Genomic DNA, 16,844 nt, shown 5'->3' on the forward strand with positions numbered 1-16,844 from the left:
GTCCTACTCCGACGTGAAGCAGCTCTACTACCAGAACCCGGAATTCGGGTTCTACTTCCTCAAGCTGACCAGCGAGCGCCTCTTCCAGGGGGTGCAGGGCATGTCCAAGCCCCAGGCGGTGGCCGGCGACGCGCTGTGAGGCGCCGCCGCCCGCGGCTCAGAGCATGCTCGGCAGGATGCGGTCCGGCGGCCGGTGGCCGTCCATGAAGGTCTTGATGTTGATGATGACCTTCTCGCCCATGTCGGTGCGGCTCTCGTAGGTCGCCGAGCCCATGTGGGGCAGGAGGACGACCTTGCCCTGGCGGGCGAGCTTGACGAGCCGGGGGCTGACGGCGGGCTCCTGCTCGAACACGTCGAGGCCGGCCGCCGAGATCTCGCCGCCCTCGATCAGGCGCGCCAGGGCGTTCTCGTCGATCACCTCGCCGCGGGCGGTGTTGACCACGACCGCCTCGGGCTTGAGCAGCTTGAGGCGCCGCGCCGAGAGCAGATGGTACGTCGCGGGCGTGTGCGGGCAGTTCACCGACACGATGTCGACGCGCGCCAGCATCTGGTCGAGGGATTCCCAGTAGGTCGCGTCCAGCGCACTCTCGATGGCGGCCGGCACCCGGCGGCGGTTGTGATAGTGCACCTGCAGGCCGAAGGCGCGGGCGCGCTTGGCCAGCGCCTGGCCGATGCGGCCCATGCCCACGATGCCGAGGCGCTTGCCGGTGATGCGCCGGCCGAGCATCCAGGTCGGCGACCAGCCGGTGGTCCACTCGTCGTCCGGGATGATCCGCGCGCCCTCGGTGACCCGGCGGGCCACCGCGAGGATCAGCGCCATCGTCATGTCGGCGGTGTCCTCGGTCAGCACGCCGGGCGTGTTGGTGACCGTGATGCCGCGCTCCAGCGCCGCCGCCACGTCGATGTGATCGACGCCGTTGCCGAAATTGGCGATCAGGCGGAGGTTCGGGCCGGCCTGGGCGATCAGCCCGGCATCGATCTCGTCGGTCACGGTGGGAACGAGTACGTCGGCCTCGCGCAGGGCCGACGCCATGGCGTCCGGCGCCATCGGCGCGTCCTCGGAATTGAGCCGGACGTCGAACAGCTCGCGCATCCGCGTCTCGACGGCATCCGGCAGGCGCCGCGTCACGACCACCAGCGGCTTGCGCTTCGACACGTCTCTCTCCCCGTCAGCCCCGCGGCCCTGATCGCGGCTCGCGCCCGGCGGCTCCCGCCCGGACCGCTTCCCGCAAGCGTCCGTTAACCGAACTCGGCCAGACAGGATCGGTCACGGGGCGCCGGTTCCGGAGCCTGTTCCGACCCATCGGCCTCTCTACCAGAGGTGGGCCGGAACACAATCGGATGCGGACCGGTCCGCGCGTCGAACCGGCCCCGCTTTCGACATGTCCGGCGCCCACCAACACCACGTCTGGATAGGGAGACGACCATGCGCGTGTCACGCCTCAGCCTCGCCGTCGCGGCGGTGCTGGTCGGCGGCCTCGCGACCGGTGCCCGCGCGGCGCCGCCCGCCGGCCCCGAGGCCGGGGTCGGGCCGGTGACCAAGCTGCCGCTGCCGCGCTACGCGAGCCTGAAGACCGATCGCGTCAACCTCCGCGAAGGCCCCTCGAAGGATCACCGGACCCTCTGGGTGTTCCAGCGGGCCGGTCTCCCGGTCGAGATCGTGGGCGAGTTCGAGACCTGGCGCCGGATCCGCGATTCGGAGGGCACCGAGGGCTGGGTGCTGCACTCGCTCCTGTCCGGACGCCGCACCGCCATCGTCAACGCCGGCCCCGACAAGGGAGCCGAGAAGGCGGCCGTGTCGCTGCGGGCCAAGGCCGATGACGGCGCCGACGACGAGGCCAAGCTCCAGACCGGCGTGATCGGCAGCGTCAAGAGCTGCACCGGCACGTGGTGCCGCATGATCGTCGCGCTCCCGAACAAGCGGGACGTCGACGGCTACATCCGCCAGAATCGCCTGTGGGGCGTCTACCCGAACGAGGTCGTGGAGTAGCCGGGCGCCACCGCGCGGCGGTACGCGCTCTCCGGAGCCGCCCGAAAGCAAAGGCCCGGACAATGCCGGGCCTCGCGTCGTCTCCGAAGAGGGTTGGATCCGAGCCTCAGCCCTGGCGGCGGCCCGCCGGACGGCTGCGGCGCAGGCGCACGATCACCTCGACACCGGCGATCTCCATGCCCTCGGGCGCCTCGGGCAGCGAATCGACCGTGATGCCGCAATCCGGCATGTCGATCACCTGGCTCTCGTCCTCCAGGTAGAAATGGTGGTGCTCGGTCGGGTTCGTGTCGAAATAGGCCTTCGACCCGTCGAGCGCGAGCTGGCGCAGGAGCCCCGCCTCGGTGAATTGGTGCAGGGTGTTGTAGACCGTCGCCAGCGACACCGGCACCTTGGCGCGCATCGCCTCGTCGTAGAGCATCTCCGCCGTCAGGTGGCGGTCGCCGCGACCGAAGAGCAGCCAGCCCAGGGACAGGCGCTGCCGCGTCGGCCGCAGGCCGGCCCGACGCAGGCGGTCGCGCAGGTCGGACAGCGGGCAGCCGCGGCGCGGAGTCCCGTTGGCCTCCAACTGGGGAGCGGGGACCCGGCCGTTGAAGACGGCCTGGAATGGCACCGGTTCGGACATCGCTGGACTGAACGCTCGACGAGGGGCCTGAAGGAACGGATGTCTCCTCAGTATATTGAAGTGGTCGGACAGTCGCAACCCGAGCGTCGCCGCAGGCCCGCGGCTGCAGGCTTTGAAGGCGCGGCGCCCCGTGCTAACCCGCGCGCCAGCCGACGGGCCGAGTATAGTCGCCCGCAACGCGAAGATCGCGCCCATCCGAGGAAACAGCCAACGCAATGCCGCCAGACGCCGAGACACAAGCGCAGGGTGCGAACCGCCGGTCGCACTATTCCTACGAGGATCTTCTGGCCTGCGGGCGCGGCGAACTCTTCGGACCCGGCAACGCGCAATTGCCGCTGCCGCCGATGCTGATGTTCGACCGGATCACGTCCATCGGGACCGAGGGCGGCGCCCACGGCAAGGGGCACGTGACGGCCGAGCTCGATATCCGGCCGGACCTCTGGTTCTTCCCCTGCCATTTCCAGGGCGATCCGGTCATGCCGGGTTGCCTGGGGCTCGACGCCCTGTGGCAGATGCTGGGCTTCCATCTCGGCTGGCTCGGCTCGCCGGGCCGCGGCCGCGCCCTCGGCGTGGGCGAGGTGAAGCTCGCCGGCCAGGTGCTGCCGACGATCAAGAAGGTCGTCTACAACGTCGACGTGAAGCGGGTCCGTCAGGGCAAGCTCGTGCTCGGCATCGGCGACGGCTGGCTCGAGGCGGACGGCGAGCGCGTCTATCAGGTCCAAGACATGCGGGTCGGCCTGTTCCAGAGTTGAGCCGCGTCGCCGCGCGCCCGGCTCGCGGCTCGGCCGCAACGCCGGACGTTCTCGGCGGTTGAGATTGTGTCCGCGTCACCTTAGCTGACCGTGACGCGGCCCGGGCGACCGGGACCGCGACGGAGGTAGTGTCACCATCATGCGCCGTGTCGTCATCACCGGGATGGGCATCGTCTCGTCCATCGGCAACAACACGCAGGAGGTGCTCGCCTCCCTGCGCGAGGCCCGCTCGGGCATCGCGCGCGACGCCAGCTACGCCGAGCACGGCTTCCGCAGCCAAGTCTCCGGCGCGCCCACTCTCGATCCGGAGGGCGTGGTGGACCGGCGCGCGATGCGCTTCCACGGCGGCGGCACCGCCTGGAATCACGTCGCCATGGATCAGGCGATCCAGGATGCCGGCCTGGAGCAGGGCGACGTCTCGAACGAGCGCACCGGCATCATCATGGGCTCGGGCGGCCCCTCGACCCGCGTGATCGTCGAGGCCGCCGCCATCGCGCGGGACAAGGGTCCCAAGCGGATCGGGCCGTTCGCCGTGCCGAAGGCGATGTCGTCGACCGCGTCGGCGACGCTGGCGACGTGGTTCAAGATCCGCGGCGTGAACTACTCGATCTCCTCCGCCTGCGCGACCTCGAACCACTGCATCGGCAACGCCGCCGAGATCATCCAGGGCGGCCGGCAGGACATCATCTTCGCGGGCGGCTGCGAGGATCTCGACTGGACCCTCTCGGTGCTGTTCGACGCCATGGGCGCCATGTCGTCGAAGTACAACGACACACCGTCCCGGGCCTCCCGCGCCTACGACGCCAACCGCGACGGCTTCGTCATCGCGGGCGGCGCGGGCGTGCTGGTCCTCGAGGAGCTGGAGCACGCCAAGGCGCGCGGCGCCCGGATCTACGGCGAGGTCGCGGGCTACGGCGCCACCTCGGACGGGCACGACATGGTCGCGCCGTCGGGCGAGGGCGCCGTGCGCTGCATGCGCCAGGCGCTGGACGGTCTGAAGGGCGCGCGGATCGACTACATCAACCCGCACGCCACCTCGACCCCGGTCGGCGACGACAAGGAGATCGAGGCGATCCGCGAGGTGTTCGGCCGCGGCGAGGATTGCCCGCCGATCTCGGCCACGAAGTCGCTGACCGGCCATTCGCTGGGCGCCACCGGCGTGCAGGAGGCGATCTACAGCCTGCTGATGATGAACAACGGCTTCATCTGCGAGAGCGCGCACATCGACACCCTCGATCCGGCCTTCGCCGACATGCCGATCCTGCAGCAGCGCCGCGACAACGCGCAGCTCGGCCACGTGCTGACCAATTCCTTCGGATTCGGCGGCACCAACGCCACCCTCGTCCTGAAGCACGTCGACGCCTGATCGCCCCACGCGGAACCGCCGGCCTCGGGCCGGCGTTTACCCGCTGTTGAGATCTGGTGGTGGCGATGGGGACTTTCATCTTCGGAACGCTAGGCGGCCTCATGATTGCCGGCGTGGCCGCGATCTACGCCAAGCAGGTCGTGCTGGAAGAAGCGGATACCCACACGGACGGGCATTTCTGAGCCCGGCCGCAGCGCCATGGACGCCCCGCCCGCCGGCGGGGCTTTTTTTTGCCCGCCGCCAACCGCCGCCGCGTTTGGATCGCGGCGCGAGCCGCGTTAAGGCAGCCTGCCGCGGTTCGCTCGTCGCGACCGCGGTCCGGGCCCGCTCCGCGGGTCCGGCGTGCTCGGTCAGGATGTGAGTCGGCATGACGGGTTTGATGGCAGGCAAGCGCGGCCTGATCATGGGCGTCGCGAACGATCACTCGATCGCCTGGGGGATCGCCAAGGCGCTGCACGCCCAGGGCGCGCGACTGGCTTTCACCTATCAGGGCGAGGCGCTGGGCCGACGGGTGACGCCGCTCGCCGCCAAGCTCGATTCGGACATCGTTGTGCCCTGCGACGTCGAGGATCTCGCCTCCGTCGACGCGACCTTCGAGGCCCTCGACGCGCGGTTCGACGGCGGCCTCGACTTCGTGGTCCACGCCATCGGTTTCTCCGACAAGGCGCAGCTCAAGGGGCGCTACGTCGACGTGACGACGCGCGAGAACTTCGTGCGCACGATGACGATCTCGTGCTTCTCGTTCACCGAGATCGCGCAGCGCGCGGCCAAGCGGATGAACCAGGGCGGGTCGCTGCTGACCCTGACCTACGGCGGAGCCACCCGGGTCATGCCGAACTACAACGTCATGGGCGTCGCCAAGGCGGCGCTCGAGGCATCGGTGCGCTATCTGGCGAGCGACCTGGGCCCGGACGGGATCCGGGTCAACGCGCTCTCCGCCGGCCCGATGCGGACCCTGGCGGGCGCCGGGATCGCCGACGCGCGGCTGATGTTCAATCACCAGCGGGCGCACGCGCCGCTGCGGCGCACGGTGAGCCTGGAGGACGTCGGCGGGTCGGCTCTCTACCTGCTGTCGCCGCTCTCGGGCGGCGTCACCGGCGAGGTCCACTTCGTGGATGCCGGCTACAACATCATCTCGATGCCGCGCCCGGACGTGCTGCAGGCGCAGGACGCGGCCGGCGTCGTCGGCGACGCCTGAGGCGCCTCACTCCTCCGGAATGCGCGCCGGGGGCAGGGGACCGGCCGGGACGCCGCGCTCGCCGCGGACTGCCCGCCGCTCCCGCGCGGCGCGCGCCTCCTCGGGCGTCGGCGGCGCGGACGGGTAGTTCGACGCGAAGGGGTTGGGCGGAGCCCCGCGCCCGGAGCCACCGAACAGCTTGTCGAGGAAGCCTTCCTCGGCGCTCGCGGGACGGGCGACGAGGAGAAGGGCGAGGGCGAGGATCGGGCGAAGCTGCATCGTCAACGTCTGCGTGCCGGGACCGCGCCGGGTTAGGTCCACTTTCCGGCAGATCGGAGGCCGAGTCTCCGTCGCCTGGAACCGCGGCGCGTCCGGCGGGTTCGCGCACAACGATGACCGGCGCGTACAGGAGGCGTGATGTCCGAGGTTACCTATCGCATCGTCGAGCACGACGGCGGCTTCGCCTACAAGGTCGGCGACGTGTTCTCCGAGACCTTCCCGAGCCGCGAGGAGGCGCTGCAGGCGGCGCAGGCCGCGGCGGCGGAGCAGCAGGTCCCCGGCTCGACCGAGGGGATCCGCTACCAGGATCAGGCCGGCGGCTGGCACGACGAGACCGCGCAGGGCAGCGATCGGCCCACCGCGCGGGTCGTGGAGTAGTCGCGGCGGGCGGGACGGAGATGCGGGATCCGGGGCAACGACGGGGATCGGCGTGGCGCGCGCGCGGCGCGTGACCCCGGCCGAGGCGCAGGCCGGCCGCAGGGCGCCCGCTCTGCCGAAGGGCGCGCGCCGGACGACCCCGTCGCCGGAGACGCTGGCGGCCCTCGGGCCAGACCGGCTGATCGCGCTGATCCTCGGCGAGACCGGGCGTAACCCGGCCTTCAAGAAGCTGGTGAGCGCCGCGCTCGCCTCGCTCCAGGGCCCCGAGGCCGTCGCGGCGATCGTCGATCGGCGCCTGACGGCCCTCGAGGGCGCCCAGGGCTACATCGACTGGCAGAAGCGCCGGTCCTTCGCGGCCGACCTCAACACGACCGTGACGGTGATCCTCAACGAGCTGCGTCCCCTCGATCCGGCGGCCGCGCTCGACCGGCTCCGGCGCTTCCTCGACGGCGCAGACGCGGTCCTGAACCGCGTGGACGACAGCACCGGGGCCGTGCAGGCGGTGTTCGACCGCGCCTCCGCGGCCTTCGTGGAGATCGCCGGTTCCCTGCCGCCGGAGGACGCCGCCGGGGTGGCCGCACGCCTCGTCGAGCCGTTCGCGGCGGATCCGTTCGGGCCCCTCGGGACCGTCCTCGGCGACATGATCCCGCGGCTGCCCGAGCCGGCCCTCGCCGAGATCGACGACCGGCTCGCCGCCGCCGCGGCGGCGCTCCCGCCGGGCGGGGATCCAAGGCGCGAGGCGACGCACCACCGGCAGGCGGCCCGGATCCAGATCCTGCGCCTGCGGCAGACCATCGCCGACCGGCGCGGCGACCCGGACGCCTTCATCGCTCTGGAAGGCCTGATGCTGCCGGGGCGGGAGAACCGCGTCGCGATCGCCCGGCGGCTCCTCGACGCCGGGCGCCCCGCCGAGGCGCTGGACTGGATCCGGCGCATGCAGGACCCGGGCCTGCGCATCGCGACCCGGGCCGACCTGATCGCCGGCTTCGACCTGCGCGGACCGGAACGGGAGCGGCAGGCTATGGAGATCGAGATCCTCGACGCGCTCGGCCGGGGCGACGAGGCGCAGGCCCTGCGCTGGGGGCGATTCGAGCGCGAGCTCGACGCGCCGATGCTGCGCACCTTCCTCGCCAAGCTTCCGGATTTCGAGGACGAGGAGGCGCTCCAACGCGCCCTCGACCACGCCGAGGCGTTCCCGCAGCCGCACCGGGCTCTCGCCTTCCTGGCGGGTTGGCCGGACCTGCGCCGTGCGGCCGCGCTGGTCGTCGCGCGGCCCGCGATCTGGCAGGGCGACCAGTACGCGGTGCTGGCGCCGGTCGCCGAGGCGCTGGCGCAGCAGCATCCCCGGGCCGCGACGATCCTGTACCGCCGGCTCCTCGATTCCATCCTCGAGACCGGCCGCAGCGCCGCCTACCCGCACGGGGCGCGCTACCTCGCGGAACTCGACGCCCTGGCGGAGCGCCTCGCGGCCGGCGACGTCGAGCCGAATCCGCAGGCCTACCGCGCGGCACTGCGGCAGGCGCACGGCCGCAAGCACGGGTTCTGGAGCTTGGTCCGGGACTGATCCGGGCGGGCGGCTCAGTCCTCCAGCACGATGGCGTCGACCCGGTCCGGATAGAACGCCACGTGGTCGCGGATCGCCGCGACGGCCGGGTACGGGTTCCCGTAGCTCCAGACCGCGTCGGAACGACGGGTCCCGTTGACGAAGAGGTCGTAATAGTGGGCATCGCCCTTGTACGGGCAGTGGCTCGTGCGCGTCGAGGCGACGAAGTGCTCGGCCCGGATGTCGCTCCGCGGGACGTAGAAGACCGGCGGATACCGCGCCTCCTGCAGCCGCAGGGCGTTCCGGGTCTCGGCGACCGCGACGCCCGCCACGACGACGCGGACGCGGCGGGGCTCGGGCTCGACGGTGATCGGGTGGTCCGGTCCGGGACGCTTCACGGCGTGGTCCCTCCTTCGGGCTTCAGCTCGACGGTCCCGAGCGCGTCGGCGAGGCGCGTCTTCGCGGTCCCGGGCCGCAGGGGCTTCTGCTGGGTCTCGTGCGGCACCCAGCCCGAGAGCCACAGCACCTCGAAGGTCGCCCGCACGCGGCCGTCCGGGTCCGCGAACCGTTCGGCGTAGATCTCGGCCGTGCGCAGGAGCGTCGCCCGCCGCAGGGGCGTCCGCCGCCGCTCGGTGAGCACGTTGGTCATGCCCATGGCCCGCAGGTCGCGCATCAGGCCGAACGGGTCGGCGTAGCGGACGGTCAGCGTGTCGGTATCGGCCACCGGGAGCGCGAAGCCCGCGCGCTGCAGCAGTCCGCCGGCCTCGCGCACCGCCGCGAAGGGGGCCACGCGCGGACTGACCCCGCCCTCGACCTCGCTCTCGGCCTGGGCGAAGCTCTGGCGCAGCTCGGTCAGCGTGGCGCCGCCGAGCAGGCACCCGACGAACAGCCCGTCCGGCCGCAGGGCGCGGCGCAGCTGGATCAGCGTGCCCGGCAGGTCGTTCACGGCGTGGAGGGCCAGCAGCGACACGGCGAGGTCCAGGCTCCCGGGCGCCAGCGGCAGCGCCTCGGGATCTCCGACGACCAGGTCGCCGCCCGGCTCGGGCAGGGCCGCGAGGCGGACATGCCGCGCCGCCGGATAGCGGGCGGCGAGCAGCCGGGTCGCCGCGGGACGCGGCGTGGCGAGGTCGAGAACCGAGCCGAAGCTGCGCAGGACTGCGCCGAGCCGGTCGTCGAGATCCTCGGCGAGGCGGTCGAGGAGGAAGCCCGGGTAGCCGAGGCGCCCGGCACGGGCGAGGCGGCGGCGGGCGAGGGGCGTGTCGAACAGGGCGGCGGGAGCATCCATCAGCGGGCAGATGGCATCTGCGGTCGCGGCGCGCCACCGTCCCCGCGCACGGTCTCGTGAGCTGCGCTAGGATGCTGGAACGACTCGGGAGCGTCGCTGTTCCTGCTGCAACCGGCCCAGCGGCCGAGATTCCTCAGGGAGCACACATCATGAAGCGCATGCTCGTCGGGGCCGCCGTGGCCCTCACCACCCTGGCGGCCGCGGGCGGCGCCGAGGCGAAGGGCTGCATCAAGGGCGCCATCGTCGGCGGCATCGCGGGTCACTACGCCGGCCATCACGGCCTCGTCGGCGCCGCGGCCGGCTGCGCCATCGGCCGCCACCGCGCCAACGCGCGCGACCGTCAGGTCGAGCAGCAGCAGATGGCGCCGCAGGCGCGGCCCGTCTCGGCCCAGTAGGCGGGAACTCCGGTCGCGCGTTGCGCGCATGACGGCCCTCCAGGCCGTCGCCACGGCCCTGCGCGGTCTGCCGCGCGGGGTCGTCTCTCTGGTCTACCCGCCCACCTGCGCGGGCTGCGGCAGCGCCACCGCCGATCCGGGCGCCTTCTGCCCGTCGTGCTGGTCGAGCCTGCGCCTGATCGAGGAACCGGTCTGCCAGCGCTACGGCACGCCCTTCGCGCTCGATCTCGGGGTCGGCCCGCTGGTGTCGCCCCGGGCGATCGCGGAACCGCCGGTCTTCGGCCGCGCCCGGGCGGTCGCCCTCTACGATGCCGTGGCGCGACGGATCGTCCATCGCCTGAAATACGAGGACCGGCTCGATCTCGCCGGCGTCATGGCGCGGATGATGGCCGCGAGCGGCCGGACCCTGATCGCCGAGGCCGAGTGCCTCGTTCCGGTGCCGCTCCATCGCGGTCGCCTGTGGCGGCGGCGCTTCAACCAGTCGGCCCTGCTCGCGCGGGCGATCGCCGCTTCGGCGGGACGGCCGTGCGTCGCCACCGCCCTGGTGCGCGTGCGCGCCACGCGATCCCAGGTCGGCCTGAGCCGCGCGGCGCGGGCCGAGAACCTGAGCGGTGCCTTCCGGGTGACGGCCGCCGAACAGCACCGCATCCGCGGACGCCGGGTTCTCCTCGTCGACGACGTCATGACCACCGGCGCCACCGGCAACGCGGCCGCACGGGCGCTCCTGCGCGGCGGGGCGACGTCCGTGGACCTCCTGACCTTCGCCCTCGTCGGCGACCCCGCCGGCTGAGGGGCCGGCCGCCGCGGGCCCGGCACCGGCGACCGGCCTCCTCGCCCGGCCGCGACGCCCGGCCTCAGCGCCCGGCCTGCATCCGCTCCGGAAAGCTCGCCGCCAGGGTGAAGTCGAACGCCTCCGCGATCCCCTCGTACCAGAGCGAGAACGGCGTCGGACGCGCGAGGTGCAGGGCGCCCTCGATCTCGCGACCCTCGTGCTGGAGGGCCGCCCCGTGCTTGGCCGCGAGTCGCAGCATCGGCCCGTTGCCCGACAGGCAGCGGACGTGGAGGTCCTGGACGCCGCGATGCCGCGCCGAGCGGGCGATCCGGGCGAAGAGGGCGGCGCCGATCCCCTGCCGGCGGAAGGTCTGCTCGACCGCGAAGGCCGCCTCCGCGTGCGGCCCCAGGGCGTAGCGGGACGCGCCCGGGCCCATGGGCCGGAGTTCACCGAGACCGCGCAGCACGCCGCCCACGAAGGCGCCGTACATCACGCCCTCCGCGGTCAATGCCTGCGCGGCATAGGCCCGGACTCCGGCCTCGCTGACATTACCCATGAAGCGGCTCGCCCGGGTCTCCGGATCAAGCCGCAGGAAGTAGTCGAGGACCGCCGCGCGATCCGCCGGCCAGAGACGCCGGATGGTGTGGGCCGGCCCATCGAGGGCTTGTACCGCCATGATGAAGCTCCGGTTCGTGCGCGCTGTCGCGCGAAGTGGTCCGGACGCTCCTCCCAGAAGACCGCCGGGGTGTCGCATCCCCGTATCCATTGTGCAATGCAGCAGAGTGCGGGGCCGGCCGTCCGCGTGCCTGCCATGCGCAGGCCGACGGGACACTTCGAAGGGACGTTCGATGGGACGCTTCCCTGCGGCTGTTCGGCCGCGGGCTTGATTCAGGCCGAGCTTGCGCGGCACTGGAACGGGCCCCGGGTCGTTGACCGCCGACGCGGGCGCAAGGGGGTGCCGAACCGGTGCCGCGATCAGCAGCGAGGAACCGGCGGCGTGAACGACAGATCCGGCAAGTCCATCGCACCGTCGCCGGCGGCGCTCGCCGGCGCCGTCTCGCCCGGCCCGGTCCACGAGCGCTACGAGGCGCTGGTCGGCACCGGCGCCATCGAGCGCGATCCGGCCCAGGCGCACTTGGTGCGCGCCCTCGACCGGCTGGTCCTCGACCTTCAGCGCCGCAAGCGGGCCAGCAAGACGAGCGCCCTGGGATGGCTGTTCCGGCGCAAGGACGAGGCCGAGGCGATCAGGGGCCTCTACATCTGGGGCTCGGTCGGGCGCGGGAAGACCATGCTGATGGACCTGTTCCACGAGGCGGCGCCGGAGCCGAAAAGACGGGTCCATTTCCACGGCTTCCTCGCCGACGCGCACGAGCGCATCCACGCCTACCGGCAGGCGCTGAAGGCCGGCACCGTCAAGGGCGACGATCCGATCGGCCCGGTGGCCGACCAGCTCGCCGACGAGGCGACCCTGCTGTGCTTCGACGAGTTCACCGTCACCGACATCGCCGACGCGATGATCCTGGGGCGCCTGTTCAACCACCTGTTCCGGCGCGGCGTCACCGTCGTCGCGACCTCGAACGTCGAGCCGGACCGGCTCTACGAGGGCGGCCTCAACCGGGCGCTGTTCCTGCCCTTCGTGGCGACCCTCAAGGAGCGCGTCGACGTCGTCCGGCTCGATTCCCGGACCGATTTCCGGCTCGAGAAGCTCGGCGGCGCGGCCGTCTACCATGTGCCGGCCGACGCGGCGGCGCGCGCGGCCCTCGATGCCGCCTTCAAGGCCCTGACCGGAAAGGCCCGCGGCCTCCCGACGACGGTCACGGTCCACGGCCGGGCCGTGGCGGTTCCGGAGCAGGCGACCGGGGTAGCCCGGTTCGGCTTCGACGATCTGTGCCGCCAGCCCCTCGGCGCCTCCGACTACATGGCGCTCGCCCGCGCCTACCACACGGTGATCCTGGACGGGATCCCGGTGATGGGGGAGGCGGAGCGGAACGAGGCCAAGCGCTTCATCACGCTGGTCGACACGCTCTACGACCGGCACGTGAAGCTCGTCGCCTCCGCGGCGGCGGAAGCGCAGGACCTCTACACCGCCCAGACCGGCCGCGAGGCCTTCGAGTTCGACCGGACCGTCTCGCGCCTGATCGAGATGCGCTCGCGGGAGTATCTCGGCCAGCCGCACGGCCGGCCGGACTCCGAGGCGTCGGGCGCCAGCACCGGGCTGGTGGAGACGTGAGCGCCCCGTCGCGTGCCGGATCGATCTTCGGGCTGCGTCGGCGCAACTGGCGCGGCGCCGGCCCGCTGGGCTGGCTCCTGGGCTCCCCGGCGGCCTTCCTCCTGCTGATCGTCGCCCTGGGCAGCGGCACGGCCAACTACGTGACCGGCGAGACCGATCGGGCCGCGACCGCCCGGGCGAACGCGACGATCGCCGGGATCGAGCGCCTGATCTCCGAGGTCAAGGACCTGGAGACGGGCGAGCGCGGCTTCGTGCTGGTCGGCAGCGAGGATTACCTCCGCCCGTACACGACTGCCCTCACCAAGATCGACACGGAGCTGACCGGCCTCGGCGCGGCCGCGCAGGACCCGGTGCGGGCCGGCGGTCCGTCGCTGGCCGGGCTGATCGCGCAGAAGCGCGATTTCGCCGCCCGGGTGGTCGAGGCGCGGCGGAACCAGGGCTTCGACGCCGCCATCGACCTCGTCCGGACCGGCGAGGGCAAGCGCCTGATGGACGCGATCCGCGCCGAGGCGGCGGCCCGCCAGGCCGCGACCCTCGAGCAGCTCGCCACCCTGCAGGCGCGCGAGGGCTGGCGCGGGCTCCTGCTCTTCCTGACCTCCGCCGCGGCGGCCCTCGGGGCGATCGTGCTGCTTGCGCGCCTCGCCCTGGTGCGACGGCAGGAATCCCTGCGCATGTCGCGCCTCCTCGACGGCGTGCTCGCCAACGCGCCGGTGGGGCTCGGTTTCCTCGACCGCGATCTGAAGATCCGGCACATGAACCGGGCCCTCGCCACGATGAGCGAGCGCGGCTTCGGGGCCGATCTCGGCGCGCCGATCTGGGCCATGCTCCCGACGCTGCGGGAGGAGCTGGCGCCGAAGCTGGCCGCGGCCCTGACGGAAGGCCTAGTCTCGCCGAACGTGCCGGTCGCGGTGCCGACCCCCTCGGCGCCGGGCGGCGTGCGGCACTTCTCGATGAGCTTCTACCCGCTTCGGGGCGAGGAGAGCGCGGCGGCCGATCAGAGTGTCGAGGGCGTCGGCCTCGTGGTGGTCGACGAGACCATCCGCCACCTCGCGGAGGCCCGGCTCCGGCGGAGCGAGGAGCGCTTCCGCTCGCTGATCGAGGCGAGCGCCGCCATCGTCTGGACCGCCAACCCGGAAGGGAGCCTCCACCGCCGCCAAACCGCCTGGACGCGCTTCACCGGCCAGGACGAGGCCGCCTACGCGGGGCTCGGCTTCCTCGACGCGATTCACCCGGACGACCGTGCGCATACCCGCGCCGCGTGGACCCGCGCGGTCGCCAGCCTGGAACCCTACGCCACCGAGCACCGGATGCGCGCCGCCTCCGGCGCCTACCGGCACATGAGTGTGCGGGCCGTCCCGATCCTCGAACCCGACGGCACCCTGCGGGAGTGGGTCGGGACCCACACGGACATCACCGAGCGCAAGGAGGCCGAGGCCGCGATCGAGGCGGCGCGCGCGGCCGCCGAGGCCGCCAACGCGGCCAAGAGCCAGTTCCTGGCCAATATGAGCCACGAGTTGCGCACCCCGCTCTCGGCGGTGATCGGCTATTCCGAGATGGTGCAGGAGGAGCTCGAGGATATCGGCGAGGCCGATCTCGTCACCGACATGAAGAAGATCGAGACCAACGCCCGCCACCTGCTCGGCCTGATCAACGACGTGCTCGACATCTCGAAGATCGAGGCCGACCGGGTCGAGATCTACGCCGAGGACTTCGAGGTCGCCGCCGTGGTGCAGGAGGTGGCGGTGACGGTCGAGGGGCTCGTCGCCAAGAAGGGCAACACGCTGGCGCTCGAGCTGGAGCCGGGTCTGGGCAGCGCCCACACCGACGTCACCAAGCTGCGCCAGTGCCTGATCAACCTCCTGAGCAACGCGGCGAAGTTCACCGAGGACGGTCGCATCACCCTGGCGGTCACCCGCGCCGACGGCGCGCTGCGCTTCGCCGTGACCGACACCGGCATCGGCATGACGCAGGAGCAGCTCGGCAAGCTGTTCGAGCGGTTCACGCAGGCCGACGCCTCCACGACGCGCCGGTTCGGCGGCACCGGGCTCGGGCTCGCGATCACCCGGGCCTTCGCCGAGATGCTGGGCGGCGCGATCGCGGTCGAGAGCCGGGACGGGGCCGGCACGACCTTCACGCTGACGCTGCCGGCACGCTTCGAGACCGGCGCGGGCGAGGACGCGGGCCCGGCCGCCTCGGATCCCGGAGAGCGGGGGACGATCCTGGTGGTCGACGACGACGCCGCGACGCGCGATCTGCTGGCGCGCTTCCTGGAGCGCGAGGGCTTCGCGGTGACGGTCGCCGAGGACGGGCGGCGCGGGCTCGATCTCGCCCGCAGCCTGCATCCCCGGGCCGTGCTCCTCGACGTCACCATGCCGCAGATGGACGGATGGGCGGTGCTGCGGGCGATCCGGGCCGATCCCGAGATCGGCGCGACGCCGATCGTGATGGTGACGGTTCTGGACGAGCAGAATCTCGCCTTCTCCCTCGGCGCCACCGACTACCTGCAGAAGCCGCTCGACTGGGGCAGCCTGCGCCAGATCGTCGACCGCTTCCGGCCCGCCTCCGGCGACGGCGCGATCCTCGTGGTCGAGGACGAGGCCGACGTGCGCGACCACGTCTGCGCCTATCTCGCGCGCGAGGGCTTCCCGGTCCGCGAGGCGGAGAACGGTCTGCGCGCCCTCGAATCCCTGGAGGCCGAACGGCCGTCCCTCATCCTCCTCGACCTGATGATGCCGGAGATGGACGGCTTCGCGTTTCTCCGGGCGCTCCGGGCCCGCCCGGACAGCCGCGACGTGCCGGTGGTGGTGCTCACCGCCAAGGACATCACGGCCGAGGATCGCCGCCGTCTGGCCGGTCAGGCCGACCGCGTGCTCGCCAAGGGCTCGACCGGCCTCAACGAGCTCGCCCGCGAGCTGCGCGCCCTGATCCCGGCGACCGAGGACACGGCCGGACCGCGACCCTTGCCCGTCTGAGCGCCCGCGGAGGACGGGCGGTATCGGCCCCGGGTCAGGGACGGGTGCCGCGTCAGAGGCCCCGGAACGCCAGCATCAGCGCGCCGACGGCGATCCCCCACAAGGCCAGCGTCGACCAGATCGCGCGGTAGCGTTCGTTGCGGGCGAAGCGCTCCAGCCGGCGGGCGTCGCCCGTGCCGGCCTCGTCGAGGCGGACCAGCACGCGCTTCAACCGCATGGCGAGGTCCGGAATGTCACCGACGACGTCGGAGACGACCTTGAGCGCTTCCAGGCCGCTCTGCGCCCGGCCGACCGGCCCCATGTTCCGGGCGATCCAGGCGCGCACGACCGGCTCGGCCGTGGTCCACATGTCGAGACGCGGGTCGAGGGAGCGGGCGACGCCCTCCACCACCACCATGGTCTTCTGGAGCATCACCAGCTCGGTGCGGGTGCTCATGTCGAACAGGGCCGTGACGTCGAACAGCAGGGTCAGGACCTTGGCCATCGAGATCTCGTCGGCCCGGCGCTGGTGGATCGGCTCGCCGATCGCGCGGATCGCCTGCGCGAAATCCTCCACGGAGTGGTGCGCCGGCACGTAGCCCGCCTCGAAGTGGACCTTCGCCACCCGGCGATAGTCGCGCAGGATGAAGCCCAGGAGGATCTCGGCGAGGAAGCGGCGCTCGTTCGGGCCGAGGCGGCCCATGATGCCGAAATCGACCGCCACGAGACGGCCCTCGGCGTCGACCAGCAGGTTCCCCTGGTGCATGTCGGCGTGGAAGAAGCCGTCGCGGATCGCGTGCCGCAGGAAGCTCTGGATGACGGTCCGCCCGATGGTCTGCGGATCGTGCCCTTGGGCGGCGAGCTCCGCGGCGCTGTGCAGGCGGGTCCCCTCGATCCACTCGGCCGACAGCACCTCGCGGGCGGTCAGCTCCCATTCCGGCTTCGGCACGCGGAAGTCGGGATCGTCCTTGGTGTTCTCGGCGAGTTCGGAGGCGGCCGCCGCCTCCAGGCGGAAATCCATCTCCATCAGCACCGAGCGCGCGAGGATCTCCACCACCTCGCGCGGCCGCAGCCGCTCCGCCTGCGGGGACCAGGGCGTGCACC

General features: G+C 72.4%; 18 protein-coding genes and 1 pseudogene. 12 read left to right on the forward strand and 7 right to left on the reverse strand.

What is annotated here, in order from left to right; all coding sequences use genetic code 11:
• A pseudogene (locus tag ME121_RS30500) lies at positions 1-139 on the forward strand (Crp/Fnr family transcriptional regulator); the annotation flags it as partial.
• Positions 140-157: 18 nt separating this feature from the next.
• Here ME121_RS30500 and ME121_RS30505 read toward each other — a convergent pair.
• A complete protein-coding gene (locus ME121_RS30505; RefSeq protein ID WP_012319641.1) occupies positions 158-1,156 on the reverse strand; it encodes a 2-hydroxyacid dehydrogenase in 999 nt (332 codons plus the stop codon).
• A gap of 270 nt (positions 1,157-1,426) precedes the next feature.
• Between ME121_RS30505 and ME121_RS30510 the strand changes: the two genes are divergently transcribed.
• Entirely contained in the window at positions 1,427-1,990 is a 564-nt protein-coding gene (locus ME121_RS30510) for an SH3 domain-containing protein (RefSeq protein ID WP_012319640.1), read from the forward strand.
• 106 nt (positions 1,991-2,096) lie between these two features.
• Here ME121_RS30510 and irr read toward each other — a convergent pair whose 3' ends face one another.
• The gene (gene irr, locus ME121_RS30515; RefSeq protein WP_012319639.1) at positions 2,097-2,612 is read right to left on the reverse strand and encodes a Fur family transcriptional regulator Irr; all 516 of its coding nucleotides are present in this window, start codon (positions 2,610-2,612) and stop codon (positions 2,097-2,099) included.
• Positions 2,613-2,827: 215 nt separating this feature from the next.
• On the opposite strand from irr, the gene fabA reads away from it, so the two are divergent.
• From fabA to fabI, 4 genes are all read left to right on the forward strand, one after another.
• Positions 2,828-3,364 carry a 3-hydroxyacyl-[acyl-carrier-protein] dehydratase FabA gene (gene fabA / locus ME121_RS30520; protein WP_012319638.1) on the forward strand — a complete coding sequence of 179 codons (537 nt, stop codon included), beginning with the start codon at positions 2,828-2,830 and terminating at the stop codon, positions 3,362-3,364.
• A gap of 139 nt (positions 3,365-3,503) precedes the next feature.
• A complete protein-coding gene (gene fabB, locus ME121_RS30525) occupies positions 3,504-4,730 on the forward strand; it encodes a beta-ketoacyl-ACP synthase I (RefSeq protein WP_012319637.1) in 1,227 nt (408 codons plus the stop codon).
• Positions 4,731-4,789: 59 nt separating this feature from the next.
• A complete protein-coding gene (locus ME121_RS34515; RefSeq protein ID WP_268821226.1) occupies positions 4,790-4,912 on the forward strand; it encodes a hypothetical protein in 123 nt (40 codons plus the stop codon).
• A 185-nt stretch (positions 4,913-5,097) separates the two neighbouring features.
• Complete coding sequence (gene fabI / locus ME121_RS30530; protein WP_012319635.1) at positions 5,098-5,928, forward strand: enoyl-ACP reductase FabI; 831 nt, start codon at positions 5,098-5,100, stop codon at positions 5,926-5,928.
• A gap of 6 nt (positions 5,929-5,934) precedes the next feature.
• On the opposite strand, the gene ME121_RS30535 is transcribed toward fabI, so the two are convergent.
• Positions 5,935-6,186 carry a hypothetical protein gene (locus ME121_RS30535; RefSeq protein ID WP_053622117.1) on the reverse strand — a complete coding sequence of 84 codons (252 nt, stop codon included), beginning with the start codon at positions 6,184-6,186 and terminating at the stop codon, positions 5,935-5,937.
• A 138-nt stretch (positions 6,187-6,324) separates the two neighbouring features.
• Here ME121_RS30535 and ME121_RS30540 point away from each other — a divergent pair, with 138 nt between their 5' ends.
• Both ME121_RS30540 and ME121_RS30545 read left to right on the forward strand, forming a co-directional pair.
• Positions 6,325-6,564: a hypothetical protein gene (locus tag ME121_RS30540; RefSeq protein ID WP_012319633.1), complete on the forward strand. Its 240-nt coding sequence runs from the start codon at positions 6,325-6,327 to the stop codon at positions 6,562-6,564.
• Positions 6,565-6,616: 52 nt separating this feature from the next.
• The gene (locus ME121_RS30545) at positions 6,617-8,128 is read left to right on the forward strand and encodes a DUF6880 family protein (RefSeq protein ID WP_059410149.1); all 1,512 of its coding nucleotides are present in this window, start codon (positions 6,617-6,619) and stop codon (positions 8,126-8,128) included.
• Between the two features lie 14 nt (positions 8,129-8,142).
• Here ME121_RS30545 and ME121_RS30550 read toward each other — a convergent pair whose 3' ends face one another.
• Both ME121_RS30550 and ME121_RS30555 read right to left on the reverse strand, forming a co-directional pair.
• Positions 8,143-8,505, reverse strand: a complete 363-nt coding sequence (locus ME121_RS30550) for a DUF427 domain-containing protein (RefSeq protein WP_059410150.1) — start codon at positions 8,503-8,505, stop codon at positions 8,143-8,145.
• Positions 8,502-9,392, reverse strand: a complete 891-nt coding sequence (locus ME121_RS30555) for a methyltransferase domain-containing protein (protein ID WP_029360596.1) — start codon at positions 9,390-9,392, stop codon at positions 8,502-8,504. Before ME121_RS30555 ends, ME121_RS30550 begins: the two co-directional genes overlap by 4 nt.
• Positions 9,393-9,541: 149 nt before the next feature.
• Between ME121_RS30555 and ME121_RS30560 the strand changes: the two genes are divergently transcribed.
• Both ME121_RS30560 and ME121_RS30565 read left to right on the forward strand, forming a co-directional pair.
• A complete protein-coding gene (locus ME121_RS30560; RefSeq protein WP_012319629.1) occupies positions 9,542-9,787 on the forward strand; it encodes a hypothetical protein in 246 nt (81 codons plus the stop codon).
• 28 nt (positions 9,788-9,815) lie between these two features.
• Entirely contained in the window at positions 9,816-10,577 is a 762-nt protein-coding gene (locus ME121_RS30565) for a ComF family protein (RefSeq protein ID WP_012319628.1), read from the forward strand.
• 64 nt (positions 10,578-10,641) lie between these two features.
• Here the strand turns inward: ME121_RS30565 and ME121_RS30570 are convergent, their stop codons facing one another.
• Positions 10,642-11,235, reverse strand: a complete 594-nt coding sequence (locus ME121_RS30570) for a GNAT family N-acetyltransferase (RefSeq protein ID WP_012319627.1) — start codon at positions 11,233-11,235, stop codon at positions 10,642-10,644.
• Between the two features lie 321 nt (positions 11,236-11,556).
• Between ME121_RS30570 and zapE the strand changes: the two genes are divergently transcribed.
• Together zapE and ME121_RS30580 are read left to right on the forward strand one after the other, a co-directional pair.
• The gene (zapE, locus tag ME121_RS30575; protein WP_024829764.1) at positions 11,557-12,789 is read left to right on the forward strand and encodes a cell division protein ZapE; all 1,233 of its coding nucleotides are present in this window, start codon (positions 11,557-11,559) and stop codon (positions 12,787-12,789) included.
• The gene (locus ME121_RS30580; protein WP_024829765.1) at positions 12,786-15,761 is read left to right on the forward strand and encodes a response regulator; all 2,976 of its coding nucleotides are present in this window, start codon (positions 12,786-12,788) and stop codon (positions 15,759-15,761) included. The genes zapE and ME121_RS30580 overlap by 4 nt, the downstream gene beginning before the upstream one ends.
• 52 nt (positions 15,762-15,813) lie before the next feature.
• Here ME121_RS30580 and ME121_RS30585 read toward each other — a convergent pair.
• On the reverse strand, positions 15,814-16,844 hold a 1,031-nt coding region (locus ME121_RS30585; RefSeq protein ID WP_059410151.1), incomplete at its 5' end, for an AarF/UbiB family protein.

This window comes from Methylobacterium sp. ME121, assembly GCF_000974725.1.
Lineage (GTDB): Bacteria > Pseudomonadota > Alphaproteobacteria > Rhizobiales > Beijerinckiaceae > Methylobacterium > Methylobacterium radiotolerans.

What these genes read in the sequence shown, in the direction of transcription:
- ME121_RS30510 (WP_012319640.1), top strand. Translation starts at nt 1,427, where the DNA reads ATGCGCGTGTCACGCCTCAGCCTCGCCGTCGCGGCGGTGCTGGTCGGC.
- irr (WP_012319639.1), bottom strand. Translation starts at nt 2,612, where the DNA reads ATGTCCGAACCGGTGCCATTCCAGGCCGTCTTCAACGGCCGGGTCCCC.
- fabA (WP_012319638.1), top strand. Translation starts at nt 2,828, where the DNA reads ATGCCGCCAGACGCCGAGACACAAGCGCAGGGTGCGAACCGCCGGTCG.
- fabB (WP_012319637.1), top strand. Translation starts at nt 3,504, where the DNA reads ATGCGCCGTGTCGTCATCACCGGGATGGGCATCGTCTCGTCCATCGGC.
- fabI (WP_012319635.1), top strand. Translation starts at nt 5,098, where the DNA reads ATGACGGGTTTGATGGCAGGCAAGCGCGGCCTGATCATGGGCGTCGCG.
- ME121_RS30535 (WP_053622117.1), bottom strand. Translation starts at nt 6,186, where the DNA reads ATGCAGCTTCGCCCGATCCTCGCCCTCGCCCTTCTCCTCGTCGCCCGT.
- ME121_RS30540 (WP_012319633.1), top strand. Translation starts at nt 6,325, where the DNA reads ATGTCCGAGGTTACCTATCGCATCGTCGAGCACGACGGCGGCTTCGCC.
- ME121_RS30555 (WP_029360596.1), bottom strand. Translation starts at nt 9,392, where the DNA reads ATGGATGCTCCCGCCGCCCTGTTCGACACGCCCCTCGCCCGCCGCCGC.
- ME121_RS30560 (WP_012319629.1), top strand. Translation starts at nt 9,542, where the DNA reads ATGAAGCGCATGCTCGTCGGGGCCGCCGTGGCCCTCACCACCCTGGCG.
- ME121_RS30565 (WP_012319628.1), top strand. Translation starts at nt 9,816, where the DNA reads ATGACGGCCCTCCAGGCCGTCGCCACGGCCCTGCGCGGTCTGCCGCGC.
- ME121_RS30570 (WP_012319627.1), bottom strand. Translation starts at nt 11,235, where the DNA reads ATGGCGGTACAAGCCCTCGATGGGCCGGCCCACACCATCCGGCGTCTC.